This window comes from Polyangiaceae bacterium, from assembly GCA_015075635.1.
Lineage (GTDB): Bacteria > Myxococcota_A > Polyangia > Polyangiales > Polyangiaceae > JADJKB01.
In genome coordinates this window covers 933,006-954,069 of record JABTUA010000003.1, presented here as the reverse complement: position 1 = coordinate 954,069, position 21,064 = coordinate 933,006, and the positions used below count along the sequence as shown (strand labels likewise).

At 69.9% G+C, this 21,064-nt stretch carries 15 protein-coding genes and 1 pseudogene; 8 read left to right on the top strand and 8 right to left on the bottom strand.

The window, feature by feature from the left end:
• The first annotated feature begins 2 nt into the window (after positions 1 to 2).
• Positions 3 to 2,606 (top strand): VWA domain-containing protein, encoded by a 2,604-nt coding sequence (locus tag HS104_34850; protein MBE7485134.1) that lies wholly within the window; start codon positions 3 to 5, stop codon positions 2,604 to 2,606.
• Between the two features lie 2,470 nt (positions 2,607 to 5,076).
• Here the strand turns inward: HS104_34850 and HS104_34845 are convergent.
• From HS104_34845 to HS104_34835, 3 genes and pseudogenes are all read right to left on the bottom strand, one after another.
• Positions 5,077 to 5,178 (bottom strand): annotated as a pseudogene (locus tag HS104_34845) (dicarboxylate/amino acid:cation symporter).
• A 196-nt stretch (positions 5,179 to 5,374) separates the two neighbouring features.
• The gene (locus tag HS104_34840; protein MBE7485133.1) at positions 5,375 to 6,553 is read right to left on the bottom strand and encodes a hypothetical protein; all 1,179 of its coding nucleotides are present in this window, start codon (positions 6,551 to 6,553) and stop codon (positions 5,375 to 5,377) included.
• Complete coding sequence (locus HS104_34835; protein MBE7485132.1) at positions 6,553 to 7,374, bottom strand: hypothetical protein; 822 nt, start codon at positions 7,372 to 7,374, stop codon at positions 6,553 to 6,555. The genes HS104_34840 and HS104_34835 overlap by 1 nt, the downstream gene beginning before the upstream one ends.
• Before the next feature lie 297 nt (positions 7,375 to 7,671).
• Here HS104_34835 and HS104_34830 point away from each other — a divergent pair, with 297 nt between their 5' ends.
• Positions 7,672 to 8,097 (top strand): hypothetical protein, encoded by a 426-nt coding sequence (locus HS104_34830; protein MBE7485131.1) that lies wholly within the window; start codon positions 7,672 to 7,674, stop codon positions 8,095 to 8,097.
• A gap of 228 nt (positions 8,098 to 8,325) precedes the next feature.
• On the opposite strand, the gene HS104_34825 is transcribed toward HS104_34830, so the two are convergent.
• A complete protein-coding gene (locus HS104_34825) occupies positions 8,326 to 9,585 on the bottom strand; it encodes a hypothetical protein (GenBank protein ID MBE7485130.1) in 1,260 nt (419 codons plus the stop codon).
• A gap of 190 nt (positions 9,586 to 9,775) precedes the next feature.
• Here HS104_34825 and HS104_34820 point away from each other — a divergent pair, with 190 nt between their 5' ends.
• The gene (locus tag HS104_34820) at positions 9,776 to 10,312 is read left to right on the top strand and encodes a GNAT family N-acetyltransferase (protein ID MBE7485129.1); all 537 of its coding nucleotides are present in this window, start codon (positions 9,776 to 9,778) and stop codon (positions 10,310 to 10,312) included.
• Here the strand turns inward: HS104_34820 and HS104_34815 are convergent.
• Complete coding sequence (locus tag HS104_34815; GenBank protein ID MBE7485128.1) at positions 10,270 to 12,681, bottom strand: phosphodiester glycosidase family protein; 2,412 nt, start codon at positions 12,679 to 12,681, stop codon at positions 10,270 to 10,272. The two genes, HS104_34820 and HS104_34815, sit on opposite strands and share 43 nt — an antisense overlap.
• A 198-nt stretch (positions 12,682 to 12,879) precedes the next feature.
• On the opposite strand from HS104_34815, the gene HS104_34810 reads away from it, so the two are divergent.
• The 4 genes from HS104_34810 (at position 12,880) to HS104_34795 (ending at position 17,784) form a co-directional block, all read left to right on the top strand.
• Positions 12,880 to 13,545: a DUF924 domain-containing protein gene (locus HS104_34810; GenBank protein ID MBE7485127.1), complete on the top strand. Its 666-nt coding sequence runs from the start codon at positions 12,880 to 12,882 to the stop codon at positions 13,543 to 13,545.
• 134 nt (positions 13,546 to 13,679) lie between these two features.
• Entirely contained in the window at positions 13,680 to 14,117 is a 438-nt protein-coding gene (locus HS104_34805; GenBank protein MBE7485126.1) for a hypothetical protein, read from the top strand.
• Between the two features lie 30 nt (positions 14,118 to 14,147).
• The gene (locus HS104_34800; protein MBE7485125.1) at positions 14,148 to 14,561 is read left to right on the top strand and encodes a hypothetical protein; all 414 of its coding nucleotides are present in this window, start codon (positions 14,148 to 14,150) and stop codon (positions 14,559 to 14,561) included.
• A gap of 118 nt (positions 14,562 to 14,679) precedes the next feature.
• The gene (locus tag HS104_34795) at positions 14,680 to 17,784 is read left to right on the top strand and encodes a VWA domain-containing protein (GenBank protein ID MBE7485124.1); all 3,105 of its coding nucleotides are present in this window, start codon (positions 14,680 to 14,682) and stop codon (positions 17,782 to 17,784) included.
• Between the two features lie 2 nt (positions 17,785 to 17,786).
• Here the strand turns inward: HS104_34795 and HS104_34790 are convergent, their stop codons facing one another.
• Together HS104_34790 and HS104_34785 are read right to left on the bottom strand one after the other, a co-directional pair.
• Entirely contained in the window at positions 17,787 to 18,212 is a 426-nt protein-coding gene (locus HS104_34790; GenBank protein MBE7485123.1) for a DUF393 domain-containing protein, read from the bottom strand.
• 22 nt (positions 18,213 to 18,234) lie between these two features.
• Positions 18,235 to 18,675 (bottom strand): hemerythrin domain-containing protein, encoded by a 441-nt coding sequence (locus HS104_34785; protein ID MBE7485122.1) that lies wholly within the window; start codon positions 18,673 to 18,675, stop codon positions 18,235 to 18,237.
• A 73-nt stretch (positions 18,676 to 18,748) separates the two neighbouring features.
• Between HS104_34785 and HS104_34780 the strand changes: the two genes are divergently transcribed.
• Positions 18,749 to 19,804 (top strand): hypothetical protein, encoded by a 1,056-nt coding sequence (locus HS104_34780; protein MBE7485121.1) that lies wholly within the window; start codon positions 18,749 to 18,751, stop codon positions 19,802 to 19,804.
• A gap of 5 nt (positions 19,805 to 19,809) precedes the next feature.
• Here the strand turns inward: HS104_34780 and HS104_34775 are convergent, their stop codons facing one another.
• Complete coding sequence (locus HS104_34775; protein ID MBE7485120.1) at positions 19,810 to 21,030, bottom strand: alanine racemase; 1,221 nt, start codon at positions 21,028 to 21,030, stop codon at positions 19,810 to 19,812.
• Positions 21,031 to 21,064 lie beyond the last annotated feature (34 nt).

Genomic DNA, 21,064 nt, shown 5'->3' with positions numbered 1-21,064 from the left:
TCATGAGCGTCAGCTGGAAGATCAGCGAGACCGCGGCAGGTCAGGGCGATCGCGCGTACTTGGAGACCGGTCTGCGCTCCTTCGCGGACACGATCTACGAGGCGACCGAGGGTCGCTTCAAGGTCTGCAAGGTCTTCGTGTTCGACAAGCGACGGAACTGGGGCAAGGCGGACGTCGTTGCCGAGGCAAAGGGGCGCGCGAACGCCGCCCTGGGCGCGCTCCGCGAAGACTCTGGACAGATCCGCATGTTCCGGGAGATCGACCCGATCGGCGGTGGCCCAGCGCACCAGTACGGCGCGGCGGTCTTCGGCAAGGTGCTCGCGCACGAGTTCGGCCACTACGGTCTGTTCCTGCGCGACGAGTACACGGAGCCGCAAGAGGCGGTGCCCAACGAACCGCCCTACCTGCGTCCCCGGCCGTGCGACGTACAGGTCCAGTCGTTGATGGGGAATCCACACAGTATCACCGCGCTGAGCCTGGACACCGACTACACCGGAGAAGATCACCCGGCGTGGACGCTCAAGGAGATCACTTCGCCCGCGCCCGATCAGCGCACGAAGTACCTGACCTGCGACAAGCTCGATCCGCCGCCGAAGGGAGCGCCGAACACGGAGACCGCCCAGTGGCGGACCGCGCACTATCGCCACTATCAGAAGTCGGCGTGGCGGCTGCTGGTGGAAGGACCTACGCGGGAGCTCCTGGCGCGGGAGGCGCGGAGCTCGCCGGCGTTCGTCGGCTTTCCGTCCATCGCGGAAGGAGGCGTGCCAGCGAAGCTGAAGTACCCGACGTTCGACGGGAGCTGCTTTCAGGCCATCATCATGGATGGCGACTACGCGGTGCTGGCCATCGACCGCTCGGCGAGCATGGCCAAACCCAACGCGCTCAACGTGCCGTTGGTGAGCCTCGCGGTCGCAGCGGCAAAAGACTACGTGACCAGCGCGCCGGCCGGCACCACGATCGCCGTGCTCGAGTTTGCCAGCGACGTGACGGTCGTGGTTCCACCGACCAAGATCCCCCTGGGCGGAGAGGCTCCTGCGCGCGCGCAGATCAACGCCGCCATCGACGCCCTCGCGAAGAACCCGCCGGCGGGCAACACCAGCCTCGACGCGGCGCTGATGAAGGCGCGAGACCTGCTGCTCGAGGGCTCCGCCATCGGCAACAGCCAGTACGTGGTGGCGATTTCCGACGGAGAGGTGGCCACTCAGTCGTGGCTGTTGGGTCAGCTCGTCGGACTGAACATCCCGGTCTTCACCGTCGCCGTTCGGGACGCCGGCTCGTCCGTGATGCAGGACGTGGCCCGCCAGACAGGCGGCGCGCACCGGAACGCCAAGGGCTGGTCCCAGCCCCTGATCGAAGCCGAGCTGAAGATGCAGGAGCCGGTGGGCGTGCGCCTCTACCCCGCGTCCTCGAGCAACGCGCCGCTGGAGGCGCCGACGGAGCTCTCCGAGCGAGACGGAGCGACCGTGTTCCGCGCTTCGTGGAAGGAAGGCGACAAGGCGGTGTTCGAGCTGGTTACCCCGGACGCCGGCGTGGTCACGCCGGCCAACCTGCCTCCGGGGATCAGCTACGAGCCTTCTCTGGAAGGCGCTTCCTACGTGATCGCCAGCCCCGTGGTGGGCAAGTACACGCCGCGCCTGGTGCCGCAATCGACCTCCACCGGCGACCGCCACATCTGGGCGCGGAGCGACTCTCGCCTCTCGCTCTCTGTGGATACAGTGGGCGGGAAGCAGTATCCGGAGCCCTGGTTCGTGCGCGCTCGGCTGGCGGCACCACAGCCGGTGCTCGGCGCCTCCGTGACGGGCACGCTCACGAGCAGCGTAGCCGGGGCCGCGCCGCACGGGGTTGCCTTCCGAGACGACGGTCAAGCGCCCGACGAGCAGCCCGAGGACGGCGTCTACACTGCCGTCATCGCGGACGTGGTGGAGGACGGCGACTACACACTCGACGTCCTCGCCCTGAATCCCGGTGGCGCCACCGTCGATCCGATCGGAGTTGGTGACGACCCGGGCGGCGCGGACCCGGCAGCTCCCTTGTCGTCGTTCAGGCGTGAAGCCTCGCTGACGTTGAAGGCGCAAGGCCGCTTCGCCATGCCGCAGTCCCCCGCAGGAGCGGTCCAGGTACGCAATGATCTCACTCCCGTGTGGGTCAGCATCGATCACCCGGGTGACGTGGTCTGGCTCGAGTTCAACGGGTACAAGAAGGGTTGGTACGTCGCGATGACCGGCGGGCTGATCGCAAACGACGCGGGACCGATGGCGACCCGTCTGACGCTCTACGACACCGACGGCGCGACGGAGCTCGAAAGCGACGCGCAGCCGGACGGGCGCGCCCGCGTCGAGCTCCACACGCCGGGCATCGACGGCAAGTACTACTTGAAGGTCGAGCACACGAGCGGAGGCGTGGGTCGGTTTCAGGTGGCGGTCGCGCCTGGCGAGTGGTTCCAGAAGCGCAGCGGCACGCGCTCGGGGGGCGGTGGCGAGGGCGGATGTCGTCTATCGCGCTCCAGCGACTCCACCGGGGTCGTCGCGTTCGGCACGTGGCTCGGGCTCTTCGTCCTGCGTCGCACCCGGAAGCCCGGTGGTCCGAGGCGCAGACGCGGCAGCTGAGCGCCGGGGCGCACAGCGCGGCGGCCGCGTCCCGCCCCTGGGCGGCGTGCAGCCCACCCTCGCGCGGCTTCACTCATGCGAGCACCACGCTGCTCCGGCTAGCCGAGGCCCAGCAATTCCTCTCCGACTGCATCAGGGGCACCGCTCGAACGATTGTGGTCAAGGCGGCCGCCGGCGCCCGAGCACCCCATCCGCGTGACGGTCGAGCTGCGCTTCGAGCTCACATCATGGGCGGGACTCGAAGTCAGGGCAGCGTCGAGCCGTAGCTCACCAGGAACAAGTCGTAGACGTTGTTGCCCGCGAGCAGTGATCCGAAGCCGACGTTCGTGTCCTTCTGGTGGACACCGTAGGCGACCAGCCCCCCCTTCGGATTGAAGCCCAGTCCCACCACGCGCTCCTCACCGGCGCCCGACAGCGTGAGCGAGTCGATGTGCTGGCCGTTCGGCCCGAGCATCACGATGAACCCGTCGATGGACCCGCCGGCGCCGACGGCTTCGCCGAAGCTCATGCTGGAGCCGCTGGTGTGTCCGCCGAGCACCAAGTTGCCGCCGGGGCTCAGCGCGAGGGCGCCCACGGCGTCCACGCTGCTGCTCCCTGCGAAGGCGTGCCAGAGGTAGCTCCCGTCGGTCCCCTTGTACTTCGCGACGAAGGCGTCGGACTCCCCCACGCCACCGAAGGGCGTCCCGTTGCCCAGGTCGCAGGCGCCCGGGATGACCGCGCCTCCCACGAAGACGTCGTCGTTCGGATCGACGAGCAACGCGACGCCGCGGTCGGGCCCGTACCCTTGCGCCGTGTTGGCGCAGCCCCATCTCTTTGCCCAGACCGTCGCGCCGTTCGAGGCCGCGAGCCGCGCGACGAACAGGTCGTGTCCGCCGACGGCCGTCAGCGCCGGACTGGTGATGTCGATGTTGTCGCGGAAGTAGCCCGTGACGAACACGTCGCCGGCCGCGTTCAGGCCGACCGAGAGCCCGGCATCGTTGGTCGCCGGGCTCGCGAAGGTCTTCTGCCAGACGTTGCCGCCGTCGATGCGGGCGACGAAGATGTCGGTGTCCGGTCCGCTGGTGACCACGGCACCGGTCACGGCCACGACCCCAGCGGCGTTGACCGCGATGCCACCCGGCTTCCAGGAGTCCAGCTGCACCCACGTCGCGACACCGCCGAGCAACGAGGTCTGACCGATGCACGCGCCATCTGCAGCCGCGAGCTTCACCACCGCCATGCCGTAAGGCGAGCTGCTCACCGTCAGCTTGGGACAGACCGCAGTGCCGAGGTCGAGCTCGCCGGAGTACAGGACGAGCGCGTACACGTCGTCAGCGCCGTCCATCGCCACGGCTACGGCGGCCTCGAACTGGCCCGAGGGGCCGATGGTGCGAGCCCAGACCGGTGACCCCGCGGAGTCGTGCACCGCGACGAACGCATTGGAGTCGGAGCCGGCGTTCAACTTTCCAGTTCCGAAGTCGAGATCGGGTCCGGAGTGGTATCCCGAGATGGCGGTTCGCCCGCTGCCGCTCATGGCGAAGCCGACGGCTGTCTCCCAGTTGCTGGTCGCAAAGTCCTTCGCCCAGCGCACGCACTTCTGGCTGGCGCAGAGGCCGCTCGAGCAGTCGGCACCGACCGTGCAGTCCGCGCCGATGGCGCAGCCCTTGCTGCAGCTTCCGCCGCAGTCCACTCCAGTCTCGGTGCCGTTCTGCACTGCGTCGGCGCAAGTCGGCGCCTGACACTTGTTGCCCAGACAGACGCCGCTCTGGCAGTCGGTCGCCGCCGCGCAGACCTTGGTGTCGGCGCACTTCGGGCACGCAGAGCCACAATCCTGGTCGGTTTCGCTGCCGTTCTTCACCGTGTCGTCGCACTTCGGCACCTGGCAGACGTTGCCGGTGCACACGCCGCTGGTACAGTCGCCGGCGGCGAGGCACTGCTTGCCGTCCTCGCACTCGGGACACGATCCCCCGCCGCAGTTCAGATCGGTCTCGCCGCCGTTCTTGACGCCGTCCACGCAGGTCGGTGCCGCGCAGGTCTTGGGTATGCCGATGCAGATCCCGCTCTGGCAGTCCGCAGCGGCCACACAGCCGTCGCCGTCCTTGCACGTCTTGCTCTGCGAGGTGACGCAGGCGCCGCCGCAGTCGACGCCGGTCTCGTCGCCGTTCTTCGCCCCATCGCCGCAGGTGGGCGTCGCGCAGATGTTCGCGATGCACACGGCGCTCCCGCAGTCCGAGCCCGCGCTGCAAGCCTTCCCGTCGGCACACTTCGGGCAGGCGGGCCCGCCGCAGTCCTGAGCCGTCTCCTGACCGTTGGTCTGGCCGTCGGTACAGTCCGGCGGGCTGCAGGTGGATTGGTTCTTGTCACAGACCTTGCTGTTGCAGTCGGCGCCGGACTTGCAGCCCTTGCCGTTGTCGCAAGGCCCACAGCCCCCGCCGCAGTCCTGGTCGGTCTCGTCGCCGTTCTTCTTCCCGTCGGTGCACGTGGAGGTCGCGGCGTCGCCGCCGCCACCGCCAGCGCCTCCCGTGACGCCGCCGCCGCTGCCGCCGCTGCCACCACCTCCGCCGCTCGCACCCGCGGCACCCCCGGTCCCTCCCGCGGCTGCGACGTTGGTCGACTCCGAGGTGCACGCCGCGACCACCAACCAAGCCAGCGCCCCCCAACCGAGAACGATTCGCTTCATGGCAAGAGCGAGAGCATACCAGGCGCCTCGGGCACCCGCATACCCCAGCGATGAGGTCCGATGTCGTGATGGCGGAAGCCCCGACGGGGCCGCGGTGGCCGGAGGTCAGTCAGGGATCGACGACCACGATCCGGAGTGCAGTGCCCCGTGTCACGATCGTCGCGCGACCGGCGAGCCAGAACGCCGCGACGGGCTCGTCGTCGAAGTAGGGGCGCACGGCGTCCTCGCACGTACCACGCGGACAGTACGGTTCGCGGCTGAACTGGGCGACGCGCTCCGGTAGCGACGTCAGGGTCGGGGCGACGAACCCCGTGTCGAGGAGCAACCTCCCCGTCGCCCCGTCCGCGCTGCCCTGGGCCGGCTGCACGCGGTCGTTGCCGAGCCCTTCCTCGGGCCAAGCGGCGACGAGTGCCTCCCGGGAGAGATCCCGGGACAGGTGCGTGGCCCAGTCGTCACCCGCAACGACCACACCGCGCATGCCGACGACGAGCGCGGCGTGTCCATCCCATCGGAACTCGTCCGACATCTTGCGGTGGTACTGCGCGAAAAGGCGGCGAAGGCTGGGTGCGAACGCGTACACGTCGATGCCGGCCCCCCGCGAGAGCAGGTAGACGCGCGACCCGCTGGCAACGACCTGCGACCAGCGTTCGCCGCGCGGAGGCATCGGCCCCTGGTCGAACGCCGTCCGCCCAAGGCGGGCCCCGCTCGACAGGCTGAAGGTTTCGACTCCCTCCCGGTGCCGCTGTTCGCCGTTGATCGTCGTCCAGAAGCGGTAACCCAAGACGGCCGTGTCGCCGTCGGCGCTGGCGTTGCCGTCGGTTGCGTCGCGACCCAACGCCAGCGATGTCTTGACGCGAAGTCTTCGATCCAGGATCCAGATTCGTGCCGGCGAGTAGTCTTCGTCCGAGCCGCCGGAGATCACGATGGCGCCGCGCGGAGTGGCAGCGATACGAAGGCCGTATCCGGTGACGCTCTTCGCAAGCCGCTGCGTAGCCATGATGTCACCACGGGCGACGTCGATCTCGCGGACGGTAGGGATGCGCTCGCGGGAAGGTGGGTCGAGGGAGCTCGTGCGCAGGGGCTCGTCCAGGGAGGCAACCAAGACGGTTCCGAGTGGGTGCTCGGCGGTCGGCGAGGCCCAGGGAGCTGCCGACGTCGCGTGGCGGACCGCGAGGCTCACGGTGGAAAGCTCGTGCCCCGGCGCGGGAGTGGGCCTGGCCCAGGCCGCGTTCGGGGCGAGGATCAGCGTGGCAGCCACCAACGTGAGGATGACTCGAAGCGGTGCCATCAGGGCTCGTCCTTTCCGCGATAGACGCCGTCAATCGCATGGTCGTAGGGGCCCGCGCTGACGCGGAAGGCGCCGTCGTTGTTCCAGTAGCCCCACAGACCGTTGGCTTGGTTCTGCACCCACAGCTCGCGCTTCACGCCCGCCTCCGGGTGCCCCGCCTCGCCTGCACCCCACGACGAGTCCACCTCGAAGACACGCAGCGTGGCAGGATACCCGTCGGGAAAGCCAGCGCGCAGGAACGTCTCGGGGATGACGCGGCCGCTCACGTTCAGCTTCCGGTCCGTAGTGACCACCTCGCGATTCGAGTGGACGATGGTCTTGTGACCAGGGTTGCCGGAGAGGATGAACAGATCCCCGGCCCGGGCCTCGGAAGGCAGCACTCTGCGAAGGCCGGGGGACGGCAGCTGATGACGTTCGAGCGACCCGACGGAATACGTGCTCGGAGACGCCGGCGTTCCCGCTGCGTTTGCACGCACGCTCAAGAACGCCTGGAAGACGTACCCGGAGCAGTCCATGCCGATCCCGTGCTCCCACATCATCTTCCTAATCGCGGCTTCCTCGGAACCTGTGACGAACGCCCCAGCTGCTCCTCGATCGATGAGGGCCTGAGTGAGCGTGCGGACTTCGTTGGGAGTGCCCTTGCCCGAGGTCACCCGTCCCGCGACGAAGGCGAGCTTCCGGAAGTCGTCGGGGCCGAGGGCGTGTTCGATGCGGCGTAAGGCGACTTCGCGCGATGGCCCATACCCGCCCGTCATACGGAAGTGGGGGGCGACGCTGACGGTCTCGCCACCGATCCGATAGGGCCCAGCGGTCTCGGCCATGAACCGATCCAGCCTGCGGCGAGCGACGGATTCGGACGGGGCCACCTGTTTCGGCTTGGAAACACGGGCGACCAAGCTCCCGACGGTTCCGTCTCGAGCTGGTGAGGAGGCCGACGGAGACCCCGCGCGGCCCCGGGCAGGGACCACTGGGCCTTCAGGCGTCTGTGGATCGTGGCTTCGAATTCGTGGCTCGCGCGACGCGGGTGAGACCGACATGGTCCCTCATCGGCTCGGCGCAACGAGCAGTTGCGCGCTACCTGACGTCGACAGCGCCGCCCCAGCTGGTACCCTTCGGGCGTGACGCCGGGCCTGCTGCTCCCGCTGACGCTGGTGGTCGCCGACCTGACGGGTGCTCCGATCCCCGAAGCCAGCCAGGCCTCGGCGGAAGCGCGGTCGGAGCCGGAGTGGCGCGCGGTCCGCGCGGGCGGAGTGTTGTTCGGCGGGAGCTACGCCGTATGCGTGGGAGGAGCCGTCGCCCAGAGCTTCGGAGAGGACTCCGGTCGGCTGGCGATCCCACTAGCGGGACCGTGGCTCACGCTGGACTCGGGCAACCCGTGGGCGCTGGTGATGGCCGGGACCGCCCAGCTCGCAGGAGTGACTTTCGCCGTATGGGGATTCGCGAGCCCGAGACGTGTGCTCGGTCCAGCGGAGGCCACCGTGTCGGTTGCCGCGGCCGCCGACGGCGTGCGCGCACCCGCAGTGAGGTTGGATGTCAGGTTCTGAGCAGCGCGAGCGCCTACTGTGCCCTCGCTGCAGCGGCTTGCTCCGCGCGGGGCTCACCGCGTACGAAGAGAACGCCGACGGGGGCCCGCCGGCCCTGACGACACCGTTCGAGTGCGACTCCTGCGAGCTCACCTGCAAGCGATACGTGCTCAGACCCTGTCCTGCGCCAGGCACGGAGCCTACGGAGCGGACCGTGTGGGTCGGCGCCGGGCCCGTTGCCGACTGAGGTCACTTGCTCTTCGGTGGGTGCGGACACGGCACGCTCAGTGCCCAGGTGCGCGAGCTATGGCCGTACACGACCAGGAGCGAGTCCGCGTCTCCGCTCGCCGTGAGCGCTTGGATGCCCGGGGCCTTCGCCAGGACGTCCGAGCTTTCGAGACCGGAGTCGCCGCTCGCGGCCAGGTGCAGCTCCTGCTCGGCGCCGGGTGCCTCCGTGGACGGTCGCGTGTAGACTAGGAGCTCCCGACCGCAGGCGTGCACGGCTGCCACCGGCGCCGGATCGACTCCGTTCGGGTACATGCGCCACTCGACCGGCGAGCCCATCTTCGGTGTGCCGCCGATGTGCACCGCGGCGAGACCGAAGCGCGTCGTCTCCCGCTCGAGCGGCGAGAAGATCCAGGCGTCCTTGTCGGTCGCGAGCAGCGTGAGCTCGGTCGTGGGCTGCGCCGGCCCCGCCACCCAGGCGACGACGTTCTCTCCGAGCGCTGGCCGCTTGTCCACGAACTGAACCTTGCGCACGTGGACCGGCGTCATGCCGGTGCGCCCGTCGAGGACCGCGACGAGGACCTCGCCCCCGCTCTCGGCCATGGACACGCTACTCGCGCCCGTTCCGTCGGGTGAGAGCCGCACGATGTCTCCACCCTCGACCCAGAGCATGGCCGTGGCGCTCCCCGTGGGCTTGTCCGGGTTGACGATGAAAGCGGCGGCAGCGGGACGACTCTCCGTCGCCGGCAGCGCTGCGACCCGGGTGTGGTCCCGCGCGTCGCCCAGCACCTCCACTGGCCCCAGCGTGGGGACGCGACGCCGCGCCAGCTTGCCGTTGGAGACGAAGTACGCGTATTCGCCGGCGATGGCGGGGGGCGGCGCCTTCTCGGCGAACGAGCTCGCGACCAGGGTGATGCCCTTGAACGAGCCCTTGGTCTTCCCGGGCGGAGCCAGCACCACCTCGTCACGCTTGCTGATCATCACGACACCGAAGCGGCTCGCGCTGGCGGGCCCGGCCGGCCCGATGTCGCTGAGCGTGCCGGCCTTGAACGCGCCGCCGTCCACGTGGGGCGCATCCGGAGCTTCGTCCCGCTCCTCCGACTTCACGCTCGGCAAAGTCCACTCGGCAGGTGCGGACGAGCTGGCGCTCGGGAGCGCGCTGGGCTTCAGGGGCGCAGAACCGATGGGGCTCTGGCTCGTGTCCTTCTGCTTGCAGGCCGTGAGTCCCGCGACCGAGACGGCGATCGTCGCCGCGAAGGCACCGATCACGCGCGTCCTGGCCACGTCGAGACGTTACCGCGAACGCCCACGGCGAGTCACCGCTCCCGTCAACGCAGCCGTTTTGCCGCCTCCGCGGCTGGCGCCCGTGCCCACAGAGTGGATGGGGGCCTTCAGCGCACGCACGTCGATCGTGTCGCCTTCGAGCGAAGCGACCTCGGTTGACGACTGACGCCGGCGCGGTAGCGTCCGGAGCGTGGATGCGTTCGAAACCGAGCGACTGGTCGCGCACGAGTGGGATCCCGAGTTGCACCTCGAGGGCGCATTCGCCATTTATGGCGACCCCGAGGTGGTCCGCTACATCGGCACCGGGCCCGCGCAGACGCTGGACGAGATGCGCACACGGCTGCTGGAGGTCGCGTCGCGCAACGCCAGGCTCCGCCACGGGCTCGGCTCGTGGCCGCTGTTCGACAAGAGCAGCGGGGAGCTGGTCGGAGCCGTCCTGCTCAAGCCACTCCCCACCTCGGGCACGAACGGCGCTCTCGGCACGGACATCGAGATCGGCTGGCACCTGGCGCGCCGGCACTGGGGGAGAGGCTTCGCCACCGAGGCGGGCCGCGCGCTCGTCCAACGCGGGTTCACCCAGCTGAACCTGCGCGAGCTGCACGCCGTCGTGGAGTCGCCCAACCAGCGCTCCCAGGCCGTCGCCCGCCGGCTCGGCATGAAGCATCTCGGGCGTACCGACCGCTACTACGACCTCGAGCTCGAGCACTTCGTGCTGCGCGCCGACTGACCCGGGCGAAGCGCCGACGACCGCCGTCGCAGGGCCAGCGCGAGGAGCCCGAGCGCGCCGAAGGCCGCGAGCGGTGAGCTCCCGGTCCCGGTACGGCAGCCGCAGCCGCCGCCCTCGTCGCTGCCAGCCTGCGGCTCTGCGCCGCCCGAACCGCTCTCCCCAGCGCCGCCGCCGGACGAGCTCGCGCCGCCGCCGGACGAGCTCGCGCCGCCGCTGGCCGTAGTCCCTGCCGCGCCGGGCGCACCGCTCGAGCCGCCACCTCCAGCAAGACCCGCAACGCCACCGCTGCTGACTCCACCGTTTCCCGACGCGCCGCCCGTACCGCCGGTGCCACCACTTCCACCCGGACCACCCAGCGGGCCCGCTCCGCGGATGGTCGAGAAGTAGCGGGGCTCGTCCCAGTTCGTGGCGTCGGCCCACGCGGGACCCACGATCTCGGCGCCGAAGGCGTTGCCGCTCGACAGGTAGCAGCGCATGCCGGCGCTCGCCCGCGCGCAGAGATCGGCCTTGCCGTCCGAGTTCAGGTCCAGCATCCGGATGGTCTGGTAGAAGCGGAGCGCGCCGAAGCCCGCCGCGTCCGAGAGCGCCGGGCCGTCGATAGCGGCGCCGAAGCCGGAGCCCTCCCAGGGCGCGCACACGATGCCCTTGGCCGCGCGCGCGCAGACGTCGAGATCTCCGTCACCGTCGAGATCGGCGAAGCGCAGCGTCGAGTAGTGCTTGTGGCGCGACCAGCCGCTGTCGTCGCTCCACGCCGGACCGGTCACTGCGGCGCCGAAGCCGTTGCCGTTCGACAGGTGACAGACCAGGCCCTTCGCGCCACGCGCGCAGAGATCCGCCTTGCCGTCCGCGTCGACGTCCACGAGACGAATCGTGCTCCAGTACCCGACGAACCCCCAACCCGAAGCGTCGCTCCAGGCCGGGCCGTCGATCGCCGCTGCGAATCCGCTCGCCTGCGAGCGATAGCATCGCATTCCGGCCGCGGCCCGCGCGCAGACGTCCACCCGACCGTCTCCGTCGATGTCGCCCATGCGCAGGGTCCCGTACTGGCTCGGCTCGTCGAAGCCGTTGGCGTCGGAGAGCGCCGTCGTGACGATTGGCGCACCGAAGCCCGTGCCGGTGGACGGGTAGCAGCGGAAGTCGGCGCTGGAGCGCGCGCACAGATCGTCCTTGCCGTCGCCGGTGACGTCCGCCAGGCGCAAGGTCCCGTAGTACTGGGCGCCGTTCCAGCCTTGGGCGTCGGCGAGCGCGGGACCGCTGACCTTGGTCGGGAAACCTTTACCGTCGGAGAGCCAGCAGTGGACACCGTCGTTGGCTCGCGCGCAGAGGTCGGCGAGGCCGTCTCCGTCGATGTCCCCCATGCGGAGGGTGCTCCAGTTGCTCTCGTCGTTCCAGCCGCTGGCGTCCGAGAGCGCCGGCCCGCTGATCGGGGCGGCGAAGGCCGATCCCGTCGAGAGCGAGCAAGTCACGCCGGCGCCGCCGCGCGCACACAGGTCGGCTCGCCCGTCGCCGTTCACGTCCGTCGTCGTGCTCGAGTCCAACGCGTCCAGCGCCGACTCTTCCCAGGTCCGATCGCAGGAGCCCGGCTCGCCGCTCCCGGTTGCGAAGACGCCCAGGTGGTTGGCGACGACGCGCTCCACGCCGTCCGAGGGGTCGTTCACCGTTCCGGCTCCGGACACGTACATCGCGCTCGAACCGCCGCCGTCCAGGTTGAGCGCGTTCCAGGCTCCGAGTCCCTTCATCAGGCTGCCGAGCTCGGTGCAGCGCATGCCCACGCTGATGCTGGTGCGACCGTCCACCACCGCGAGGATCAGCTTGCGCCCGTCCTTGCTGATGCCAGCGGCCGTTCGCGGGTGGCGCGTGCTGCAGAACTCGGTCGGGTTCGTGGCCTGAGCGACGCCGTCGGTCACCACCTGGGGCTTGCCGCTCACGACCTCGCGCATCCAGCTCGCGGGCGGGTTGACGACGCTCTTCAGCGGCGACAGCAGGTGCCGGTCGGGGCCGAACGCCACGAACCCCTCGCTGGTGCCGTCGGCGGTGTCCGACCATTTCACGCCCTTGCCCATCGCGAGGCCGCTCGTGCCGTAGGTCGAGAACGAGAAGAAGTCTCCGTTCACGGCCGCCTCGGCGCCGACCAGCTTGGCGAAGCTCGACACCGTCCGCTTGCGCTCGCTCGACTGAGTCGCGCGGAGGCTCACGCCCTGCGCGCAGAGATCGATCTCGAGCGCGAAGATCCGCCACGGCGTGCTGCTGGTCCGATACAGATGGCGCACTCCGGGGTGCGGGGTGGTCCACTTGTCCGCCGCTCGCGCGCTGGACGCGAAGCTGGAGAAGAGAACGATCGCGCAGAGCCCGAGCACACCTCGTTGCATGATGTGTGTGAGGGTAGCAGCGGAATTCCCCGCTGACTTCTGCCAAGCCGCGGTTGGCGCCTCGCTACCTACGGTTGGCACTCGGAGCACTCGCGTCTTCGCCGACTGCCAACCGCGAGGTTGCAGGAGGCACCACCTGCGCGGTCGGAGCGGATCGAATTCCTGCGTCCTTCGATCGGCGCCGCCGTCTTCGTGGTGATGACGACGAAGCCGAACGAGCTGCAACACGCCGCGACGATCCTCCAGTACTGGTTCTCCACGCTCGACGACGCTGCCCCGTTGGACCGCGCCGCGGAGCCATTCCGCACCTGCTATCGACGCTGGTACGGGAAGGACCCGGCGACCGACGCGGACATCAGGACCCGATTCGAGCCGCTCTTGCGCGAGACCACCGCGGACGGCCGGCGCCTGGACGACGTGATGGCAGCCTATCGGAGCGCGCCGTACGGCCTGCTCGCCCTCGTCATCCTGCTCGATCAGCTGCCCCGGAACATGTACCGCGACACCCCGCGCATGTACTCCCACGACCCGCTCGCCCTCGCGGTCTCGCTGGCAGCAATCCGCGAATACGAGCACGACGAGGCGCTTCCGACGGTGCGCCGCATGTTCCTCTACGTGCCCCTGATGCACGTCGAGAGCTCGACGATCCAGGAGTACATGCTCGCCAAGTTCGAGGCGCTCGTCGAGCGCGCACGCACGAGAAGCCCGCAGAACTTGGGGTTCTTCGAGTTCGCCCGCGACTACGCACGACGCCACGTCGAGGTCGTGGCGAAGTTCGGACGTTTCCCGCACCGGAACGCGATCCTGAGCCGGAAGACGACGCCCGCGGAGGAGGCGTTCCTGGTGGACAACCCTGGATTCTGAGGGCAACGACGCGCCAGCGTCACATCGCCCAGTACTTCTCGTCGTCGAGCCATTCCTCGTGCTCGGGCAAGCCCCGCGTGAGCCGCGGCGACGACTGCACGACACGTCCCTCGAGTCGGGTATGCTCTTGCGCAATGCACCCCGGCCCCTTCCCTGGCAATCCGTACGCCCCGAGCGCCAAGGACGAGAGCGACCTCAATCTGCTCTCGGTTCTGCACTACGTCTGGAGCGCTCTGCTCGGTTGCAGCACCCTGGGCGTCATCGGTTACTTCGTGTTGCTGGGCGGCATCTTCGGCGTGAGCGCGACCAGCAGCGGCGCCGATCCGACGGGCGCGGCGGTGGCGGCGGGCGCGACCCTCGTGATGGGCGTGATCGTGGGGATCTTCATGGCGGCGCTCTTCGTCATCCACTTCCTCGCGGCCTCGGGCCTGCGCAACCGCAAGCGGCGCCTGCTCATCTTCGTCGCTTCCGCCCTGATGTGCACGAGTGTGCCGCTCGGGACCTTGCTCGGCGTCTTCACGTTCATCGTCATGGGCAGGCCCGGGGTGAAGGCGCTGTTCGGCGCGAGCTGACCCGAGCGCCGTGTTAGTCTCCTCCACGTCATGAGCAAAGACATCCTGGTCGCTCGGGTCAAGGAAGCGGTCACCCTCGCTCGCAGCGGCGACGCGGACGGTGCGAACGACGCCTACCGGGCACTCTTCGAGCTGCCCGAGTTCCGCGCCAACCGCCCCGAGGATCAGCGCCAAGCGCTCAAGCTCCTGATCCTCGCCAAGCACAGCGGTCCGAAGAGCGAGAAGTTGATCGAGGCTCACCGTTCCGCCATCGCACCGCTCACCGAGCTGGTGTCGCAGCACGCCGAGCCGCAGGACTACGAGCTGCTCGGCATCTGTCATCTGGTCACTGGCGACGAGACCACCTCGGCGGAGCTGTTTCGCCAGGGGCTCACGCTGGAACGGGCGCGAGACACCGGCTCGGACCTGTGCGGTCGGCTGATGACGCGCGTGTCGTCGCTCTGACGGGCGCCGATCGGCTGGCTGGCCGCACGAAAGTGTCGGCGCATTGGCCCAGGATCACTGCGATTTCATCCCGAGGGGAGATGCGAACGCGAACGTTCGTACTACCTCTCTCGAACCCATGAAGCTCGACCTCAATCGTCGCGTGTTCCTCCAGCTCGCTCTGCTCGCCGCCGCTTGCGGTGGAGATGACGAAGGCGGCGGCGGCACCGGCGGCATCGGCGGCACCGGCGGCACCGGCGGCACCGGACCCGACGTGCCGTTCGGTGTCTGGCGCGAGATCCAGAGCGCGCTCCGCAAGAGCCCCGATCATCTGATCGCGGAGGCCGAGCGTCTGGTCGCAGGGAAGGACGCTGAGGCAATCTTCGCGCTCGTGCGGGACCGCATCGCGACGCTGCCGTCGCAGCCCGAGGACTTCGGCAGCTACGTGGAGCGCGCCTGGGGGTCGCGCGGCACGCTGCGCTCGGGCACCGGCACGGCGCGCGACAAGGCGGAGCTGCTTGCAGAGCTGTTCACCAAGGCCGGGTTTCCCGCGCAGGTGAGGCTCGCCAGCATGCCTGCCGACCCCGACTGGGTGAAGAAGGTGCTGCTGCGCACCGTCGAGCGCCCGTTCTCTCCCGCAGCCACGGACGCGGAGGTCTCCCGCTGGCTCGAGCTCCTGGGTCAGACCAAACCGGCACCCGTCGTGCAGCTCGACGCCGACGGCGCACAGGCCAAGGCGCTCGCAGCGGAGATCCTGGCGAAGCTGCCCGCGACCCTGGCGGTAGCGCCCTTCTCCTTCGATCAACCCTTCGGCATGCCCGTGGTCGCCGTCGAGGTCGCCGGGCAGACCAAGCTCTGTAACGTGGTGCTGCCAGGGATCGCCTTCGGTGACTCCGGCACGCCCAACCAGCCCGGCAACATCGCCGAGGCCAAGGCGCTGCCCAAGCTCAGCGCCACGCTCTCGGTCGTGACCACGGCCGCCCCGAAGACTCCCGTGCCGCTGGTGAGCGCCGAGCTCGCCTTCGAGGACGTGATCGGACGCTCGCTCTACGTGTTCATGGTCCCGCCCGAGGACATCTCTCAGGTGCTGCCGGAGAAGCTGGAGAACCTCCGCTCTTTCATCCCGACCTTGGCGCTGCGCGGCCCCGACATGAGCGACGCCGAGCGCGAAGCGCACACCTATGCGGGCTCGGCGCTGACCCGCTCGGGCGACGTGCTGGTCGTGGACTACGCGGGCAAGGTCACGTTCAACGGCACCGAGCTCGACACCACGCCCGCCGATGCGCAGAAGCTCGGGAGCGTGAAGAGCATCACGGCCGCGCCCAACGCCACGCGCTTCGCCCAGGTGTCGGTCCGGGTCTCGGCCTTGGACGCGGGCGGCGCCAGCGTGCAGGGCCTGCCCGCCTCCGCCTTCGTGCTCGAAGAGGAAGGAGCTGCGCCGGCGTTCAACTTGCTCGAGAACAAGTCACCGCCGCCCCGCGTTCTGTTCGTGCTCGACAAGTCGACGAGCCTGCCGGCGGAGTTCCAGGGCGTGCCAGCCGCCACGCTGCTGAAGGACATCGCGACCAGCGTGCTCGCCAGCGAGCCGGGAGCGAGCTTCCGCATCCACACCGTCGGCGGTAGCCCCAATGCGGGCGTCTGGTCGGGCAGCGCCCAGGACGTGTACGACGCGGCCCTGGCGCAGTCTGGGCTCGGCTCCGACCTGTGGCTCGCGCTCTCGGAGGCCGCCGGCATGGGCTCCTCGGTCATCGTCTTCATCACCGACGGCGACGCGACCGACACGCCGGACGACGAGCTATTGGCGGCGCTGGGGGAGGCACCGCCGGCGGTGTTCTTGAAGGTTGGCAGCTTTGCCCAGGCCACGCTGGACCAGATGGCCAAGCTCACCGGCGGTGCGGTGTTCTCGGTGGCCGACCAGAGCGCCGCCAGCACGCAGACGCTGGCGTACGTGAAGGCGCGACAGCAGAGCTCGTACCTCCTGCGCTACGACGCTCCGGCCCAGGGTCCCGCCAAGCGCAACGTGAAGGTGAGCCTGACGGGGGGCAGCGTCTCGGGCAGCGGGACTTACGACGTGCCGCCCGCCACCGAGCTGGTCCCCCCGGTGCGGATCGGCGGCATCTTGCTCACGCTGAAGCTCGGTGACGACGAAGTGACGCGCGTGGTCTCCGGCGTGCGTGAGATCTTGCCGGGCACCCCCGCGTCCCTCTTCGACCAGGTCGAGCACTCGCTCATCGGCGTGACCGAGGTGCGTTTCGAGGGTGCGCCACCGACCGCGGCCGTGGTGCTGGACGACCTGATCACGGCCCGGCTGGGCCTAGAGCCGCTGTGGAAGGCCGCCAAGGCCGGCGACACACCCGCGATCTACGAGGCCTTGCTGAAGACGCCGCCCTCCCACGCGGCGGCGTGCTTCGCGCTGCACTCGCCGCTGTCGAATCCTGCGGGCGGCCTGCTGTTCCCGACCGGGCTGCGCGCGGTGCTGTTCAACCTCGCACCGCTCGACGCGAAACGCGTGCAGAAGCGCGTGGACGTGATCCCGCTCGGCGCGCACCGTGCCGCGGTCGCGGGAGGCCGCGAAGCGCTGGTCGCAGGTCTGGAGGCCACCGCGCGCATCGCCCTGATCGAAGAGAAGCTCTTCCCGACCAACACCAGGAGCGCGCTGGCCGGCAAGCCGCTGGCCCTGCTCGAGCCATTCCAGGACATCTCGGCGGCCGTGCCCGGCATCGCTCCGGCGCTCGACGAGCGCTGGCGCGTGGCGATGGCGGGCTACACCAACGCTCACCGCATCGTGCCGGCCGCCGGTACGCCGGTGGCGTTCTGGTACGTCGAGCCGAAGACCGGCTCGCTGCTCGGCGTGCTCGAGGACGGCGGCGGCGAGGGCATCGACATCCAGCAGTACGAGGCCGAGGCGAACCTGGCCATCGAGGCCATCGAGCGCTTCGCCGCCATCGCCAGCTACGGCGGCGCGCTCGGCACGGTGGGCGGGACCTGGCTCTCGCTGGAGCTCACCAAGGCCAAGAAGCTCATCGCCGCCACCGTGGTGATCGCGGGCGGCACTCCCAGCTCGGATCCGACCAACTGGAACGACTTCGCGTGCAACGCGGCTGCGGGAGCGGCAGGCGGCATCTTCGAAGCCTTGGCGGCCTCGGGCAACGCCTGGCTCGCGATGCTCGGCCAGCTGGGACAGGCATACGGCTCGGCCGACTCGGTGGCCACCGCGGCGACGGGCTCTTCGAGCATCTGCTGACGTCAACCGAGGAAGCGCTCGCGCACCGAGGGGTCCGGGACGCGGCAGGCCTCGAGCTTGCCGAAGAGCCGATAACGGAGCGACGCGACCAGGTCGTAGCCTAGATCCGCCACGCGCTCGGGGACGACACCGAAAACTCGCAGCCAACGGACGCCGGGATCGAGGTAGGTCGCGATGCGGAAGACCGCTCTGGAGCGCAGGTAGACTCTCTCCGAGTCGCCGCTCCGCTCGACGAACGCGATGCTGTCGACGCCCTCGAGCTCGGGGTGCCGCGCGCGCACGCGGGCCGCCGTCGTGCCCTTCATCGTGGTGAAGTAGAGCGAACGGTCGGTGTCGTGGTCGAGCAGGAACTGAACCGTCCGATCGCAGAGCCCGCAGACCCCGTCGAAGATCACGAGCCGGTCGGGGAGCGGGGTATCGCGGCTCATGTCCGAGCCCACGCGCAGCTGCTCACTCTGGGAGCTCGACCAGATCGAACAGCTCCGCCTCGGCCCGCTCGTGGTCGCGCATGGCCTCGATGCTGGCACGAACGCGCCGCGTTACCTCCTCCACCTTCTCCGCGTCGAGGTCGGGCGTTCCGAGCAGCCCGGCGGCGTCACGAAAGGCGGCCAGCAGGCGGGGGTGGTGCCGGTTCAGGATCCCGAGGTTCTTCGCGAGCTTGGGGAAGACGCTGGCGGCGGCGTCCGGAGCGATCGCCGCCTCCTCGCGCGCGAAGTGCCGCTCGAGCACCGGGATGATGGCATCGAGGGTCTCACACACGCTGGCGCCCCAGGCGACGGGGCTCGACTCGTCGGCGCCGAGCTTCGCCTCGAGCGCCTCCAGGAGCTGCCTGAGCTGCGCGTGCTCGGCCTCGATCCGTTCGATCCACTCGGGCTTGGGCTCAGCGACCATTCGCCGGAAAATAGCTGATTCGTGTGGAGGTGAGCGGGGAACTTTTGCCCTCGGCGAGCGTAGGAGTCGCGGCATGGATCTACGAAAGCCCCTTGCCTGGCTCGCCGTGCTGGCCGCTCTGGCCTGTAGCGGCTCGGGCAGCTCCGGTGGTGCGCTCCCGGACGCCGGGGCAGATGCCTCGAGCGGGGGCGCCAGCGGCGCCAGCGGTGGCGGAGGCGCCAGCGGCGGCGGAGGCGCCAGCGGCAGCGGGGGCGCCAGCGGCAGCGGGGGCGCCAGCGGCAGCGGGGGCGCCAGCGGCAGCGGGGCAACCGGTGGTAGCGGGGCAACCGGTGGTAGCGGGGCAACCGCTGGCAGCGGAGCAACCGGTGGCAGCGGGGGCTTCGGCGGCAGCGGAGCGACCGGTGGCAGCGGAGCGACCGGTGGCAGCGGAGCGACTGGTGGCAGCGGAGCAACCGGCGGCAGCGGGGGCTTCGGCGGCAGCGGAGGGACCGGCGGGGCGAGCGCCATCTGCGGGGACGGCAAGAAGAACGGCTTCGAGCAGTGCGACGGGGCCGATCTCGGCGGGGCGACCTGCTCGCTCTACAACCAGGCGGGAACGCTGAAGTGCAGCGCCGGCTGCTTCCACGACACCTCCGGCTGCTACCCCGCCTGCACACCCAACTGCACGGGCAAGAGCTGCGGCTCCGATGGCTGCGGCGCCCTCTGCGGAACTTGCACGGGAGACACGACCTGCCAGAGCGGCTCGTGCGCGGCGTGCACGGCCAGCTGTCCGACGCTGAAGAGCCCCTCGCTGTCGCCGAGCGCGGGCTGCACGCCGAACGGGAGCGATTGCTCGACCTGTGGCAAGCCGAGCTGCGGAGGTCCGCGCTTCTCCGTCACCTGCAGCGGGACGCCGGTCGGGAGCGAATACCCGGGTCCCGACATCGCGGGTTGCCTGTGGAAGCACACGAACAACTTCTGTTGCCCAGCGGGCTGCACGCGCTACTCGGGGTTCGATGCGCTGTGTACGCAGAAGGGCTTGGGCGCGGTCGGTCGCGCGTGCACCCTCGGCAGCACCATGCCCGGCGGATGCAAGCAGCTGCCCGGCTACGGCGTGGGCAACTACGTTCCCGCCTGCTGCGCGCAGTAGCGCCGTCAGAAGAAGCACAAACCTTCGCCGCGGTAGGTCGGCACGCGATCCACGACTCGGTCGCCGGAGAGCAGCAGCACTTCCGTGAAGCGCTCGAACGGCTCGCCGGCCTTGGCGGGACGAAATACGATGGGGTCGCCGAGAGCGACCTGGACTCCGGGCCCGAGCGCGAGCGGCGTCTGCACCTCGCCGCACATCTCGTGGGGCAAGAGCGCGAGGCCGCGCGGCAGCCACGGGAGCGGCACCTTGTCGGGTCCGGGAGCGCCCGACGCGACGTAGCCGCCGCCGAGACAGGTCACCATGTCCGGCGCGGGCCTGCGCGTGACCTCGAGCGCGAAGAAGCTCGCCGGTTCGAGGGAGCGCACGTGTCGGCTCTTGTAGTAGTCGAACAGGTGCGGCTTGAAGAAGCCGGAGCCAGCGGTGACCTCGGTCACGCTGCTCTCCTCCAGGGTGGTGTCGAGGGAGCCGGTGCCGCCGCCGTTCACGAGCGGCAGGCTGAACCCGTCCCGTTCCAGCGCTTCGACCATGGCGCGGCGCCGCCCCGCGATCTCGCGCGCGGAGACGCGACGGATGGCGCCCTTCAGCGGGTTCTGCCACGGCTCGAACGGGCTGTCGTCGCCGAGGCCGGCGATCTGCGCCTCGTAGGCGAGCAGGCCGTCGAGGCGAACGCCCCGACTGTCGCGGACGTACCTCGCCAGCGCGAGCACCTGGTCCGGGCTGTGGAGCGGTGAGCGGCGCACGCCCAGGTGTACGCGACCGCCGAGCCCGCGCAGGCTCATGTCCACACACAGCACTACCCCCAGCGTCACGCCGTGCTCGTTCGCGCGGCGCGCCACGCGTTCGACGCCCTCGCGACAATCGGCCGCCAGGCGGATGATCTTCCCCTCCCGAGCCAGGCGAGCCGCCGCGTCGAGATCGCTCTCTTGCCAGACCGGGTAAGCGACGAGCAGGTCGTCGAAGCCCGCCTTGGCGAGGAACTCGGCCTCGCGCGCGGCGAAGCACATCAGCCCGCGGAGCGTGGGGCTTCCTCGCCCGAGCAGGCGGCGCAACACGGCGACGACGCGCACCGACTTGCTGGCGACGCGCAGGGTCTTGTGTCGGGCGCCGACGCGCGCCATGTGTCGCTCGAGATTGCGATCGAGCGCGTCCAGGTCCACGAACGCCGCCGGCAGTCTCTCGCCGGCGAGCGCCCTTCGAAGCCGCGCGTAGCTCTCGGACTCCGCCACGGGCACCGAACCTATCACGTGGTAGGCTCGGAGC

Excerpts from the sequence above, each read along its gene's own strand:
- HS104_34805 (MBE7485126.1), top strand. The coding sequence starts at position 13,680 with ATGCACCCCGGCCCCTTCCCTGGCAATCCGTACGCCCCGAGCGCCAAG.
- HS104_34790 (MBE7485123.1), bottom strand. The coding sequence starts at position 18,212 with ATGAGCCGCGATACCCCGCTCCCCGACCGGCTCGTGATCTTCGACGGG.
- HS104_34850 (MBE7485134.1), top strand. The coding sequence starts at position 3 with ATGAGCGTCAGCTGGAAGATCAGCGAGACCGCGGCAGGTCAGGGCGAT.
- HS104_34795 (MBE7485124.1), top strand. The coding sequence starts at position 14,680 with ATGAAGCTCGACCTCAATCGTCGCGTGTTCCTCCAGCTCGCTCTGCTC.
- HS104_34835 (MBE7485132.1), bottom strand. The coding sequence starts at position 7,374 with ATGGCCGAGACCGCTGGGCCCTATCGGATCGGTGGCGAGACCGTCAGC.
- HS104_34815 (MBE7485128.1), bottom strand. The coding sequence starts at position 12,681 with ATGCAACGAGGTGTGCTCGGGCTCTGCGCGATCGTTCTCTTCTCCAGC.
- HS104_34840 (MBE7485133.1), bottom strand. The coding sequence starts at position 6,553 with ATGGCACCGCTTCGAGTCATCCTCACGTTGGTGGCTGCCACGCTGATC.
- HS104_34785 (MBE7485122.1), bottom strand. The coding sequence starts at position 18,675 with ATGGTCGCTGAGCCCAAGCCCGAGTGGATCGAACGGATCGAGGCCGAG.
- HS104_34800 (MBE7485125.1), top strand. The coding sequence starts at position 14,148 with ATGAGCAAAGACATCCTGGTCGCTCGGGTCAAGGAAGCGGTCACCCTC.
- HS104_34780 (MBE7485121.1), top strand. The coding sequence starts at position 18,749 with ATGGATCTACGAAAGCCCCTTGCCTGGCTCGCCGTGCTGGCCGCTCTG.
- HS104_34810 (MBE7485127.1), top strand. The coding sequence starts at position 12,880 with ATGACGACGAAGCCGAACGAGCTGCAACACGCCGCGACGATCCTCCAG.